Below are 13,403 nucleotides of genomic sequence, written 5' to 3' on the forward strand. Positions count from 1 at the left end.
CCTGCGTCTCAGTGCTTGCTGGACCAGCCGCTGTAGGAACCGATGTTGTCGCGGGTGATCAGTTTCGGCGTGAGTTGAGTGACCGCTTCAGCGGGTTTCTTGTCGTTGAGCAGATCGTTGCCGATGACCACCGCCTGCTGCGCCATGGCCCAAGGGTCCTGGCTGGCCGAGGCCTGAATCGAGGTGTCGGACTTGAGGGCCTGCTCGATGTCCGGTGCGCCGTCCACCGAAGTGATGACGATGCCGCTGCGTTTCAGTTGCTTGGCCGCCAGGTCACTGCCGATCGCCTGAGGATCGTTGATCGCGAACAGGCCGTCGATTTTCGGGAAGCGCGTCAGGTAACCCTGCATCGCGTTCAGGCCACCTTCGCGGGAGCCTTTGGCGTCCTGATCGTCGGAGAGAATCTTGATGTCCGGCGCGGCGGCGAAGGCCGACTTACAGCCTGCAACACGGTCGGTCACAGCGGTGACTTGCGGGCCATTCTGGATGATCACGTTGCCCTTGCCCGACAGCTTGTCGACGATGAACTGGCAGGCCAGCTTGCCCGCTTCAACGTTATCGGTCTGCACGGTGGCGTCGACACCGGCGGCGCTGACGTCAACGGCCACGACCTTGATGCCGGCGGCCTGGGCTTTCTTGATCGCCGAAGCGATGGCCTTCGGGTCCACGGCATTGATCAGGATCAGGTCGACGCCCGACGCAATGAAGTTGTCGATCTGCGAGAACTGCTTACTCAGGTCGTAATCGGCGGAGACGGAGGTCACTTTGACATTGGGGTTGAGCTCCAGGGCCTTGGCCTTGGCGCCGTCGGCCAGGGTGACGAAATACGGGTTGCCCAGCGAACCCAGAGTGATGCCGACGGATTTCAGCTCGCGGGCTTCTACGCCCTGGGACAGCAACGCGGCCAGGCACAGGGACATGACAGCGGGGAATTTGCGTTTGACGTTCATGGGTTCTCTCTTGTGATTATTGTCGGAGTCTTCGTTGAAACGCGTGCAGCCATTTAGCAGGTGATCAGGTCCGCGCACCGGATTGGCGATAGCGGTCCAGGGCCACCGCACCGATGATGACGATGCCCTTGATAATGTATTGCCAGATGTCGGAGACGCCCAGCAGCACCAGGCCGTTGGTCAACACCGCGATGATCAGCGCGCCGATCAGGGTCCCGCCGATGGTGCCGACGCCGCCAGTGAAACTGGTGCCGCCGAGGATCACCGCCGCAATGGCGTCCAGCTCGTAGGACTGGCCCAGTTGCAGGCCGTTGGCGGCAAACAGGCGCGAGGCGCTCATCACTGCACCGAGCCCGGCCAGCGCGCCGGAGACCGCGTAGACGAACAGCAACACCTTCCACACCTTGATCCCGGACAGGCGCGCCGCTTCCGGATTGCCGCCCACCGAGTAGATCTGCACGCCCATGACCGTGCGGCGCAGGATGAACCACGACACTGCGATGACCGCCACGGCGATGATCACCAGCCACGGCACGCCGAGCACTGAATCGTTGCCGATGAAGGCGAAAGGCAGGTCAGGGTTGAACACGGTTTTGTCGTCGGCCAGTAAACGCGCCAGGCCACGCATGGCGGTGAGCGCGCCGAGGGTGACGATGAACGGCGGCAGGCGCATGAAGGCAATCAGGCCACCGTTGACCAGCCCCAGCAACAGGCCGAAGCCCACGCCGGCGGCAATGCCGAGCATGCCGAACTGCGGTGACATCGAGGCTTGCAGGGCAACCACCGCCGAAGCCGCGAGAATCGCCCCCACGGACAGGTCGATGCCGGCGGTCAGAATCACGAAGGTCATGCCCGCCGCCAACACCACGTTGACCGAGGCTTGCTGGGTGATGATCGACAGGTTCTGCCAGCTCATGAAGGTGTCGGTCATCAGTGAGAAGCCGATCAACAACAGAATCAGCACCGGCAGCATGCCAACGGTACGCATCAGTTCGCGCACCCGTTCACGCTTGCTGATGGCGGCGACGGTAGGCGAGTTTTCCAGGGGCAGACTCATGGCCTGGGTTCCTTTTTATTGTTATCGGAAGATTGCGATTCCTGTAGGAGCGCGCTTGCCCGCGAAGGGGATCTGTCAGTGCCAAATGCGCTGACTGATACAACGCGTTCGCGGGCAAGCGCGCTTCTGCACGTTAAGTGTCGCGCCTGAGCGGTGGGTCTAGACATGGGTCACCTGCGCACTCCCCGTCGCCAGATCGATGATCCGTTCCTGGGAAATCTCGTGCCCGGAGTGACCACCCACTTCGGCCACCAACTCACCTTCGCGCATGATCAGCACGCGGTCGCAGGTGCCGATGATTTCCGGCAGCTCGCTGGAGATCACCACAATGCCGACACCGGCCTTGGCCAGTTCGTTGATGATTCGGTAGATCTCGGACTTCGAGCCGATGTCCACGCCGCGCGTTGGCTCGTCGAGGATCAACACGTGGGGCTTGACCTCCAGCAGGCGCGCCAGCAGCACCTTCTGCTGGTTGCCGCCGGACAACGCGCCGACATTGACCTTGCCCGACGCCACGCGGATCGACAGCGACCGGATCGCCTCGATTGCCCGCTGTGCGCCACGGCCGCGATCCAGCACACCGCCGGTGTGGGCGTCGGGGACGCAGGCACAGACGTTGATGTTGTCGCGCACGCTCATGTCCAGAAACAGGCCCTGGGCCTTGCGATCTTCGGTCAGGTAGACCACCCCCGCACGAATCGCATCGGTGGGGCTGCGAAGATCGGTGATCGGCTTGCCGGCCACTTCAAGGCTGCCGGAAATGCGCGAGTCGGCAGCGAAAATCAAACGCGCCAGTTCCGTGCGCCCTGCCCCGACCAGCCCGGCGATGCCAAGGACTTCGCCGGCGTGCAGGTCAAAACTGCACGGCTTGACGCGCTTGCCGTCGGCCATGTCGCGCACGCGCATGACCACCGCGCCGGGGTCGTAGGCGGCGTGTTCTTTCTTGTAGAAACCGGACAGGTCGCGGCCGACCATCATCTTCACCAGCGCCTCGGCCGACAGCGCGTCGCGCTCCAGCATGCCGACGTACTCGCCGTCGCGCAGCACCGACACCCGGTCGGACAGCTCGTAGATTTCGGCCATGCGGTGGCTGATGTAGATGATCGCCAGGCCCTGGTCACGCAGCTGTTTGATCAGCGCAAACAGGCGATCGGTTTCCCGGGACGACAGCGGCGTGGTCGGCTCGTCCATCACCAGGATTTTCGCGCTGGCGTGCAACGCCCGGGCGATCTCCACCAGTTGGCGCTCGGCAATGGACAGCACACTGACCTTGGTGGAGGGTTTGAAATCGGCGCCCAGTCGCGCCAGTACGTCAACGCAACCGGCTTCCATCGCCTTGCGGTCGATGCTCCAGCCACGGCGCAATTCGCGGCCCAGGTAAATGTTCTCGGCGACGCTCAGGTTCGGGCACAGGCTCAGTTCCTGATAGATCACCGCAATGCCGCGCGCTTTGGCAGACAGCGGGTCGAATGCGCTCAGGGCCTGGCCGTCGATGCGGATCTCGCCACCGGCATCGGCCTGATAGGCGCCGGACAGAATCTTCATCAGGGTCGACTTGCCCGCGCCGTTCTCGCCCATCAGGGCATGAACTTCACCGGCGTAGACCTTGAGAGCGACATTTTTCAGCACGCGCAGGCCGTTAAATGTCTTGGAAATGGCGGTCATTTCCAGCACGGGCTGGGGAGAAACGGAGAGGACGGCGGCACTCATGGCCGGGCGGCCAATGAATCAGAGGGGGCATGCGCGGACAGCACACGCGGCAATCGAGCAGACGAGCTGATCATGTGAATCTCCGAGGTTTCTTGTTTTTATGCCTGGGCCACCTCTTCGCGGGTGGCACTCGGGAATTGCTTTGTAATATTTCGGAACAGCTGAATCCTAGAACAGCTGAATCGATTCACGCAAGCGCTTGCTTCGGTATTTACAGATTCAGGTCTGTGGCGGCAGGTCAGGCGCCTTCCCGGCTGAAGCCGGTCCTACTGCGCGCGGTGTTCGCGCAGTCAGTGGGACCGGCTTCAGCCGGGAAGAGGCCGGTGAGGTCACCCTCGGTTTGGTGATCATCACCCAGCTCAGGCCAGAACCTCGAGTCCATGCTTCTGAACGATGCTCAGCAGCTTCAACCCCATGCCCCCGGGTCGTTTTGACCCGGCTTCCCACTGTTTGATCGTGGAGGTGCTGGTGTTCAGATAGCGGGCAAATACCGGCTGGCTGACATGACTTCCCTCACGAATGGCTTTGATCTGTGCCGGGTCTATCGCAGCCGGGACCTCGGCGATGCAGTGCCGATCAAACTCGCGCATCGTTGCTTTATCGATAGCGCCGATAGCTAACAAGGCCTTGGCAGATTCATGCACAGAGGCCAACGCTTCGCTTTCAATTCTTTTTTTCATGACAGATCTCCGTGAAATCCTGTCGATCCAGGAGCATTTGAATTTGCTGCCGGGTCAGTTTTTCGTAAGCCTTGGCAAGCTTTCTGAAAGCGAGGAGCTCTTGCCTGTTGATGTTGCTCTGGGTCTGTTTCGAGAAGAGGAACTGATAAACCCAGTAGAACTTGCCTTTCGCCAAAATGATCGAGCGGTGGCGATTGTCGTTGAGTCGCTTCTTCCAGACGCCACCACCCAGATCATCGGCTTGCCCCTTGAAAACCTCCCTAATCGCGCCGCAAAGCTCGCTGTCTTCAATCGCTGCTTTGCCGGCTGCGGCGCAAAACCCCTTCGTTTTAAACACCCTATCCTGCATTTGGCTACCTACCCGTGGAATGAAATCTACCACTCAGTGGTATACGTCTCAAAGCTGAGTTTGTCGCTTCACGATCGGCTACGCGCAGTAGGGGTCATTTCTGAAAACGCTGTGGGAAGGAAATTTTGCTCGGCCACCCATGTCAATCAATGCACGTCGCTCGTCGAGGTGAGACGTTTCAGCTTGAATTTGCGGTAGCATTGCTGGCATTTAGATGACGGCCAGAATCAGGAAGCCTTATGTCCAGAATTTCCCACTCCGCTTTGCGTCGCAAATTCCGTGAGCAGCTGGCTTCGCAGCACTGCGTCGAGACAGCTTCAGTGTTCGATCCCATGTCGGCGCGCATTGCGGCCGATCTGGGTTTTGAGGTCGGTATTCTGGGCGGGTCGGTGGCGTCGTTGCAGGTGCTGGCAGCCCCTGATTTCGCGTTGATTACCCTGAGCGAGTTCGTCGAGCAGGCGACCCGGATCGGTCGTGTCGCGCAGCTGCCTTTCATTGCCGATGCCGACCATGGCTACGGCAACGCCTTGAACGTCATGCGCACCGTCGAAGAACTGGAGCGCGCCGGTGTGGCGGCGCTGACCATCGAAGACACCTTGCTGCCGGCGCAATTCGGGCGCAAATCCACGGACCTGGTGTCCATCGAAGAAGGCATCGGCAAGGTCAAGGCCGCCCTTGAAGCCCGCGTCGATCCGGAACTGACGATCGTCGCCCGGACCAACGCCGGCGTGCTGCCGGTCCAGGACATCATCGAACGCACCCTGGCCTACGAAAAGGCCGGCGCCGACGGCATCTGCATCGTCGGCATCAAGGACTTCGAGCACCTGGAGCAGATTTCGGAAAAGCTCACCGTGCCGCTGATGCTGGTGACCTACGGCAATCCGGAACTCAATGACCGCCAGCGCCTGGCCGATCTGGGCGTGCGGGTGGTGGTCGCCGGCCACGCGGCGTACTTCGCCGCGATCAAGGCCACCTACGACAGCCTCCGCGCCCAGCGTCAGGTGACCCACAGCACCTCGAACCACAGCGCCACCGAGCTGACCCACACCTACACCTTCCCGGAAAACTACGTGGCCTGGGCCAAGGATTTCATGGACGTGAAGGAGTAAAGCCGCGGCGTGACGCAGCAGTGCGTCACGCCTCGTACACGCTTCATGCAGTCACCGCTGCGGTCCGCGACACCTTCCACGCCAACAGCGCGGCGGCGAGCAAAAACACCCCGCTCGCGATAAACGTCGCGCTGTAGCCTATCCCGTCATACAGCAAGCCACCCGCCGTGGCGCCCAGCGTGATCGCCAGCTGGATCACCGCCACCATCAGCCCTCCTCCCGTCTCGGCGTCTTTGGGCAGCGTGCGGGTCAGCCAGGTAAACCATCCCACCGGCGCACAGGTCGAGATCAGGCCCCAGGCGCCAAGCATCACGGCAGTGATGCCAAACGACTGACCGCAGGCCAGCAGCGCGACGGTAATGCCGGCCATCAGCAAAGGAATGGCGATGAGTACCCGGTACAGACTTTTTGCCAACACGGCGCCAATCATCAGCGTCCCGGCCAGCCCTGCAACGCCGATGATCAGCAGCAGGATCGACAGCTTCGGCACATCGACCCTGGTCACCGATTCCAGAAACGGCCGCAGGTAGGTGAATAGCGCAAACTGACCCATGAACAGGAAGGCAACCGCCGCCATCCCGTAGACCACCTTCGCGCGGCCCAGCAGTTGAAACACCGCCATCGCCGATCCGGACGAGCGCTCACTGGGCATGCGCGGCAGCGTGAAGGCCTGCCAGCACAGCGCCAATGCGGCCAGCGGGACCACGCAGAAGAACGCGCCGCGCCAGCCAATCAGACCGCCCAGAAAACTGCCCAGAGGCGCCGCAACGGCGGTGGCCAGCGCCGTGCCGCTCTGCACCATGGCGATGGCCTTGGGCACCATCGACTCGGGGGCAATGCGCATCATCACCGCCGTGCTCATCGACCACGAACCGCCGATCGCGATACCCAGCACCGCCCGACCGAACATCAGCACCGGATAATTCGGCGCGAAGGCAACCATTGCCCCCGAAACGATCAGAAAGGCAGTCAGGGTCAACAGCACCGGCTTGCGATCAAGCCCACGGGTCAGCGCAGACAGAAACAGGCTGGTGATCACCGCAAAAAATCCCGAGATTGAAATCGCCTGACCTGCCTGCCCTTCGGTCAGGCTCAAGTCTGCAGCAATGGGCGTCAGCAGACTGACCGGTAAAAATTCGGAGGCGACCAGTGCGAACGCGCACAGCGACATCGCCAGCACGGCGCCCCACACACGGTGGGTTGTTTCGGCCATCGGTACAGCGGGGGTGCCCATGAACATGCTCCAGCTCATTCAGCCCCGCCATGCAGCGGGGCCAGTTATCAACAGATGGCGCGCAAAACCGAGCGCGCAACAAAAAGGACGGTTCCGGCAGGATCCGGCACGGCACCGGACCGAGCCGTCTTGATCGGCCTGGGGCTCACTTCAGATGGGTCTGAAAGAACGATGTCAGCCTGTCGAAAGGAATCAGATCCACCCGGTCATACAGGTCCACGTGCCCGGCACCCGGAATGATCACCAGCTCTTTGGGCTGACCGGCCAGGCGATAAGCCTCCTCGCTGAACTCACGGGAATGGGCGTTCTCGCCGGCGATGAACAGCATCGGCCGCGGTGAAATCGTCTCGATGTCAGCGAACGGGTAGAAGTTCATGAACTTGACGTTGCTGGTCAGCGTTGGATGCGTGGTCAGCTCAGGCGACTGGCCCTTCGGGGTGAACTCGCCACGCGGGGTCCGGTAGAAATCGTAAAACTCACGCTCGATCGGGTTGGACTGGTCGGTGAGTGTGTCCACGGTGCCACTGGTGTACCGGGTTTTGCCGCCGGCAAACTCGACATCACGTTGTGCAGCGGCGGCCGCGATGGCTTCTTTGCGTTGCTCGACACTGACCGAATGCTGCAGGCCGTTGCGATTGACGCCGCCCATGTCATACATGCTCACCGTCGCGACGGCCTTCATGCGTGGGTCGATCTTCGCAGCGCTGATGGCAAAACTGCCGCTGCCACAGATACCCAGCACGCCGATGCGCTCGCGATCGACGAAACCCTGGCTGCCGAGGTAATCGACGGCGGCGCTGAAGTCTTCGGCGTAGATCTCAGGGGACACCAGATTGCGCGGCCGGCCTTCGCTTTCCCCCCAGAAGGACAGGTCGATCGCCAGGGTGACGAAGCCCTGCTCGGCCAGTTTCTGCGCGTACAGGTTCGAGCTTTGTTCCTTCACAGCGCCCATGGGGTGGCCGACGATGATCGCGGGGTACTTGCGGCCGCTGATCATGTCTTTGGGCACGAACAGGTTGCCGACCGTTTTCATCTGGTACTGGTTGTTGAACGTCACCTTCTGCCGGGTGACCTGTGCACTGGTGTAGAAATTGTCAGCTCCGCTGGACATATCGGCTCCCATTGTCGCGAATGAGCTGACCAGCAAGGCCAGCCCCATCATCAGCTGTTTCATGAATGTCTCCGGCGCCAGGGCATGGCGCAAATGAAGTGTGCGATGCACATACTCATGGCGTAGCCGGGGCAACCAGTAGAGCGATCCAGTGGTTTTCTTGCCTGATCCGATCAATCCCGGGGCGCGAGGCTGGACGGCTGTTTTGCCGGGCACGTACAGTTCCGGCCCAAGGGCACAACCGCAAAACCAAGGGGAAAAACATGGGCGACACCGCGCTCTCAACGCTGGCGAAAGGCAGCGCCATCCCTGCCCGGTTGCAGGCACTGACGCGCATCATCGACAGCCGTACGCCGGCCTCCGGTGATTTTCCTACCGTCATCAACGGCCTCGGCCTGTTTCGCCGCGAAGCGCCCTCGCCGCCGGTGACCTGCATCCTGGCCCCGAGCATCGTGCTGGTGGTCCAGGGCGCCAAGGAAATGGTCATCGGCAGCGACGTCTATCCCTACGACACGACGCGCTTTCTGATCACCTCGCTGGACGTGCCGGCCAACTCCGCCGTAACCCTCGCCAGCGCGGACGTGCCGTGCCTCGGACTGGTCTTCAAGCTGGACCTGCGCACCTTGACCGAGCTCATCGCCCAAGGGGAGGTGCCAACACCGAGGGAGCGCGCCGTGCGCAGAAGCGCGGGCATTGCCGGCCTGACCTCAGCGCTGCTCGATCCCCTCGCCCGACTGGTCAATCTGTTGCAGGAGCCCGACGCCATTCCGGTGCTCTGGCCCCTGTTGCAGCGCGAGATTCACTTCCGGCTGCTCCAGGGCGATCAGGCGCCGCTGCTGCGGCACATTGCTTCGGTCGACAGTCAGGGTTACCGGATTGCCAAAGCCATCGACTGGCTGAAGCTCAATTACGCGAGTGCCTTGCGCGTCGAAGACCTGGCCGCGCGGGTGCAGATGAGCGCGCCGAACTTCCACCTGCACTTTCGCAACCTCACCTCCATGAGCCCGCTGCAGTACCAGAAATGGCTGCGCCTGAACGAGGCCCGGCGGCTGATGCTCAACGAACAGCAGGACGCCGCCAGCGCTGCGTTCAAGGTCGGTTACGAAAGCCCCTCGCAGTTCAGTCGCGAGTACGGTCGGCTGTTTGGCGCACCGCCGAAAAAGGACATTGCGCGGATGCGCAGCCAGGCCGTGGCGGCGTCATGATTGGCGCATCGCCAGCCCCTCAGTCTTTTTTCACAGGCCCGGCCAGGTAGGTCTGCTCGGTCACCGGCTCCAGCCAGTCGACCGGCTTGCCATCCAGCGCTTCATTGACCGCGACGTGTTGCATGGCGGTGGTGTCGGTCGCGCCGTGCCAGTGACGACGGCCGCAGTTGCACCAGATCAGATCGCCCGGACGGATTTCGGTTTTCGGCCCGCCTTCGCATTGGGTCCAGCCAACGCCATCGGTGACCAGCAGGATCTGCCCCAGTGGATGGGTATGCCAGTTGGTGCGCGCGCCGGGCTGGAAATTCACGATGGCCAGGCCGACCCGCGCCGGTGCCGGGGCGTTGAATATCCGGTCAATGCGCACGTCACCCGTAAACCAGTCTGCCGGACCTTTGATGGCCTTGGCCGAGCCGGCGCGGTGGATTTGCATGTCTTCAGCAGTGGTATCGGTTGCGCTCACAGTGGCATTCATAATGACCTCCAGGAAATGTCCAGACAGCGTAACAAGGGCGCATTGCCGACAGTATCCGTAGAATGCTTCGATCAGAATGAAGGAGCGCTTGGCAATGGCGGATTACAAACTGGATGATCTGGCGGTGTTTATAGCGGTGGGCCGCGAAGGGAATTTCACCCGCGCCGCCGCCGCGCTGGGCATTTCACCCTCCGCGGTCGGCCAGACCATGCGCCTGCTTGAGGAGCGTCTCGGCGTTCGCCTGCTCACCCGCACAACCCGCAGCGTGACCCGCACCGAGGCCGGCGAGCAGCTATTCAAGGGCCTGGCGCCACTGCTCGACAGCATCGAGGAACAGGTCAACGCCGCCATCGAACACAGCGCGCGACCTTCCGGCACGGTGCGCATCACCGCTGACGAGTACGCCGCGCGTTACGTGCTTTGGCCACGACTCAAACCGTTGCTCGATCAATACCCTGACATGACCCTCGAACTGGTTACCGACTACGGCCTGACCGACATTGTCGCCCAGCGCATCGACGCCGGCGTGCGCCTGGGTGACACCCTCGCAGCGGACATGATCGCCGCGCCGATTGCCCCGCCGTTACGGCTGGTGACCGTGGCCTCGCCTGACTACCTGGCGCGACATTCCACGCCGCAGGTACCGCAAGACCTGCCCGGCCATCGCTGCATCAACTTGCGCCTGCCGACCCATGGCGCGCTGTATCAGTGGGAATACGCCAGGGACGGCCGCGAGACCCGCGTGCGCGTCGACGGCCCGCTGATCATGAACAGCGTGTTTCAGATTCTTCAGGGGTGCCTGGACGGCGTCGGTCTGGCGCAGCTCCCCGAGGGGCTGGTGGCCGGGCATATCGAACAGGGCGAACTAGTGGAAGTGCTCGCCGATTGGTGCGAACCGTTCGAGGGCTATCACCTGTACTACCCCAGCCGGCGCCAGCACACGGCGGCGTTTCGGGTGGTGCTGGAGGCGCTGCGGATCAATCCGCTGGCGTAAGAATGTGCGTCAGAAATCGAAGCTGAACTGGTCCTGGGCACTCAGATCGATGGTTCGCGAGATCACGAACGGCAGGATTGCATCGGCAATCGGCTGCAGCTGTTTGCTGATGTAGTGGTCGTAGTCGATGGCCGCGGTCCGCACTTCCAGCGGCTCGGGTCCGGCGACCGTGATCACATAGCTGATCCAGCCGCCATTCTGGTACTGCAACGGCCGACCCTGCTGGCGGTTGTACTCATCGGCCAGCCGCGCGGCGCGCACATGGGGCGGCACGTTGCGCTCGTAATCGTCGAGGGCCCGGCGCAGGCGCTTGCGATAGATCAGTTGGTCGTCGAGCTCGCCGGCGAGGGTTCGGCCCACGTACTCCCGGATGTATTCCTGAAACGGCTGACGCTGGAAAATCCGCAGGTACAGCTCCTGCTGAAAGGTCCTGGCCAGCGGCGACCAGTCAGTGCGCACCACCTCCAGCCCCTTGTAGACCATTTCGTCTTTGCCATTGGCGCGGGTCACCAGTCCTGCATAACGCTTCTTGCTGCCCTCCTCCGCGCCGCGAATGGTCGGCATCAGGAAGCGCTTGAAGTGGGTTTCGAATTGCAGTTCGAGGGCGCTGTCCAGGTCGTATTTCTCTTTCACATGACCACGCCACCAGTCATTGACCTGCTTGACCAGCGCGGTGCCGATCTGCGTGGCATCGTCCTGCTCGTGGGCTTTCTTCAGCCAGACAAACGTCGAGTCGGTGTCGCCGTAAATCACTTCATACCCCTGGGCTTCGATCAGCAGCCGGGTCTGGTGCATGATCTCGTGTCCGCGCAGGGTGATCGACGATGCCAGCCGCGTATCGAAGAACCGGCAACCGCTGGAACCCAGCACGCCATAAAAGGCGTTCATGATGATTTTCAGTGCCTGGGACAACGGCGCATTGCGCTCGCGTTTGGCCACTTCGCGCCCTTCGGCGACTCGCGAGACGATGGCTGGCAAACAGTGGCGGGTTCGGGAAAAACGCGCGCCGCGAAAGCCTTCCACCGACTCGCTGTCGTCGGGGTGCTTGAGGCCTTCGATCAAGCCCACCGGATCAATCAGAAACGTGCGGATGATCGACGGATAGAGGCTCTTGTAATCGAGCACCAACACCGATTCGTACAGCCCGGGCCGGGAATCCATGACGAAACCGCCGGGGCTGGCTTCGGGCATGCGTTCGCCCAGGTTCGGCGCGACGAAACCCTGGCGGTGCATCAGCGGGATATACAAATGCTCGAACGCGGCCACCGAACCGCCGCTTCGATCCACCGGCAGGCCGGTCACCGTGGCGCGTTCGAGGAGGAACGTCAGCAGCTCGGTCTTGGCAAAAATCTGCGTGACCAGCTCGCAGTCCTTGAGGTTGTAACGCGCCAGCGCCGGTTTGTCCTCGGCGAACATGCGGTTGATCTCGTCCATGCGCTGATAGGGATTGTCGATGGCCTTGCCTTCCCCCAGCAGCGTTTGCGACACGTTTTCCAGACTGAACGAAGGAAAGCTCCAGGTCGCCGACCGCAGCGCTTCGATGCCATCGATGATCAACCGCCCGGCCGCCGCCGCGAAGAAGTGATTGTTGCGCGCACCGTGTTCACGCCAGGTCATCACCTCGCCGCCGCGACCCAGACGCAGCGGCACGTTCAAGCGCCGCGAATGCTCGTGCAGCACGCGCAAGTCAAACTGTACGACGTTCCAGCCGATGATCCCGTCCGGGTCATGGCGGGCCATCCATTCGTTGAGTTTTTCCAGCAGCGCGACGCGGGTGTCGCAATATTCGAGCTTGAAATTCACCTGGGCGTCATCGCCGTTGGCCGGGCCGAGCATGTACACCTGGCGCTCGCCGCAGCCGTGCAGGCCGATGCAATACAGCTCGCCGCGCTCGGTGGTTTCGATGTCCAGCGACACCAGTCTCAGGGTCGGTCGATAACCCGGATCAGGCCTGAGTTGCGCGTCCAGCAACAGGCCATTGGCGTCCGGCCGTCCGCCGAACTGCACCGGCGCGGTGATGAAACGCTCCATCAGGTACCGCTCGGGCGGACGGATATCGGCTTCGTAAACATCGACGCTGGCTTTGCGCAGATCGCTTTCCAGGTTCATCAACTGGCGATGCTGACGCGTGTACAGTCCCATCACCGGGCGGTGGCGGAAATCACACAGCTCCAGCGGCTTGAGCTCGACATGGCGCTCGTTGCGCAACACGGCCTCAGCGCGATCGCGGTGCTGCTCCGGGAGAAACGCGACCGAAGTCTGATACGGCAGGCGCACCTGGCGCGGGCCCTCATCGGTGGCCAGCCAGAATTCAACCTCGGTACCGGCGTCCGTGTCGCGCCAATGCCGGGTCAGGACGAAGCCCTGCTGTAAATCCACCGCTGCAACCTCGTCGCTTTTTATCCGGGTCCGGATTCTACTTATTTCAGACGTGGATTCTACGGTGAATGCCACGGGAAAGCGCGGCGCGGCGCGCTGACACTGCAAAGCGTTATTAGTGCCTCTAATGCGTAAATATCTTGACGTCAA

General features: G+C 62.0%; 12 protein-coding genes. 3 read left to right on the forward strand and 9 right to left on the reverse strand.

Annotated elements, in window-relative coordinates:
- Nucleotides 1-8: 8 nt before the first annotated feature.
- The 5 genes from EC919_RS04220 to EC919_RS04240 form a co-directional block, all read right to left on the reverse strand.
- Nucleotides 9-950 carry an ABC transporter substrate-binding protein gene (locus EC919_RS04220; protein ID WP_133771517.1) on the reverse strand — a complete coding sequence of 314 codons (942 nt, stop codon included), beginning with the start codon at nucleotides 948-950 and terminating at the stop codon, nucleotides 9-11.
- A 64-nt stretch (nucleotides 951-1,014) separates the two neighbouring features.
- Nucleotides 1,015-2,007, reverse strand: coding sequence for an ABC transporter permease subunit (locus EC919_RS04225; RefSeq protein ID WP_108121758.1), 993 nt, complete (start codon nucleotides 2,005-2,007; stop codon nucleotides 1,015-1,017).
- Between the two features lie 159 nt (nucleotides 2,008-2,166).
- Nucleotides 2,167-3,717, reverse strand: a complete 1,551-nt coding sequence (locus tag EC919_RS04230; protein ID WP_243842201.1) for a sugar ABC transporter ATP-binding protein — start codon at nucleotides 3,715-3,717, stop codon at nucleotides 2,167-2,169.
- Between the two features lie 359 nt (nucleotides 3,718-4,076).
- Complete coding sequence (locus EC919_RS04235; RefSeq protein ID WP_133771519.1) at nucleotides 4,077-4,397, reverse strand: helix-turn-helix domain-containing protein; 321 nt, start codon at nucleotides 4,395-4,397, stop codon at nucleotides 4,077-4,079.
- Nucleotides 4,381-4,746 (reverse strand): type II toxin-antitoxin system RelE/ParE family toxin, encoded by a 366-nt coding sequence (locus tag EC919_RS04240; RefSeq protein WP_133771521.1) that lies wholly within the window; start codon nucleotides 4,744-4,746, stop codon nucleotides 4,381-4,383. The genes EC919_RS04235 and EC919_RS04240 overlap by 17 nt, the downstream gene beginning before the upstream one ends.
- A gap of 239 nt (nucleotides 4,747-4,985) precedes the next feature.
- On the opposite strand from EC919_RS04240, the gene EC919_RS04245 reads away from it, so the two are divergent.
- The gene (locus EC919_RS04245) at nucleotides 4,986-5,855 is read left to right on the forward strand and encodes an isocitrate lyase/PEP mutase family protein (RefSeq protein ID WP_065986037.1); all 870 of its coding nucleotides are present in this window, start codon (nucleotides 4,986-4,988) and stop codon (nucleotides 5,853-5,855) included.
- A gap of 43 nt (nucleotides 5,856-5,898) precedes the next feature.
- On the opposite strand, the gene EC919_RS04250 is transcribed toward EC919_RS04245, so the two are convergent.
- Nucleotides 5,899-7,089, reverse strand: a complete 1,191-nt coding sequence (locus tag EC919_RS04250; RefSeq protein WP_133771523.1) for an MFS transporter — start codon at nucleotides 7,087-7,089, stop codon at nucleotides 5,899-5,901.
- A gap of 145 nt (nucleotides 7,090-7,234) precedes the next feature.
- A complete protein-coding gene (locus EC919_RS04255) occupies nucleotides 7,235-8,263 on the reverse strand; it encodes an alpha/beta hydrolase (protein ID WP_133771525.1) in 1,029 nt (342 codons plus the stop codon).
- Between the two features lie 200 nt (nucleotides 8,264-8,463).
- On the opposite strand from EC919_RS04255, the gene EC919_RS04260 reads away from it, so the two are divergent.
- On the forward strand, nucleotides 8,464-9,405 hold the full coding sequence (locus tag EC919_RS04260; protein ID WP_133771527.1) for an AraC family transcriptional regulator: 942 nt from the start codon (nucleotides 8,464-8,466) through the stop codon (nucleotides 9,403-9,405).
- 19 nt (nucleotides 9,406-9,424) lie between these two features.
- Here EC919_RS04260 and EC919_RS04265 read toward each other — a convergent pair whose 3' ends face one another.
- On the reverse strand, nucleotides 9,425-9,880 hold the full coding sequence (locus EC919_RS04265; protein ID WP_133771529.1) for a (R)-mandelonitrile lyase: 456 nt from the start codon (nucleotides 9,878-9,880) through the stop codon (nucleotides 9,425-9,427).
- Between the two features lie 94 nt (nucleotides 9,881-9,974).
- Here EC919_RS04265 and EC919_RS04270 point away from each other — a divergent pair, with 94 nt between their 5' ends.
- Nucleotides 9,975-10,874, forward strand: coding sequence for a LysR family transcriptional regulator (locus EC919_RS04270; protein WP_133771531.1), 900 nt, complete (start codon nucleotides 9,975-9,977; stop codon nucleotides 10,872-10,874).
- Nucleotides 10,875-10,883: 9 nt separating this feature from the next.
- Here the strand turns inward: EC919_RS04270 and EC919_RS04275 are convergent, their stop codons facing one another.
- The gene (locus EC919_RS04275; protein WP_133771533.1) at nucleotides 10,884-13,253 is read right to left on the reverse strand and encodes a DNA polymerase II; all 2,370 of its coding nucleotides are present in this window, start codon (nucleotides 13,251-13,253) and stop codon (nucleotides 10,884-10,886) included.
- Nucleotides 13,254-13,403 lie beyond the last annotated feature (150 nt).

It is taken from the genome of Pseudomonas graminis (assembly GCF_004364335.1).
Lineage (GTDB): Bacteria > Pseudomonadota > Gammaproteobacteria > Pseudomonadales > Pseudomonadaceae > Aquipseudomonas > Aquipseudomonas graminis_D.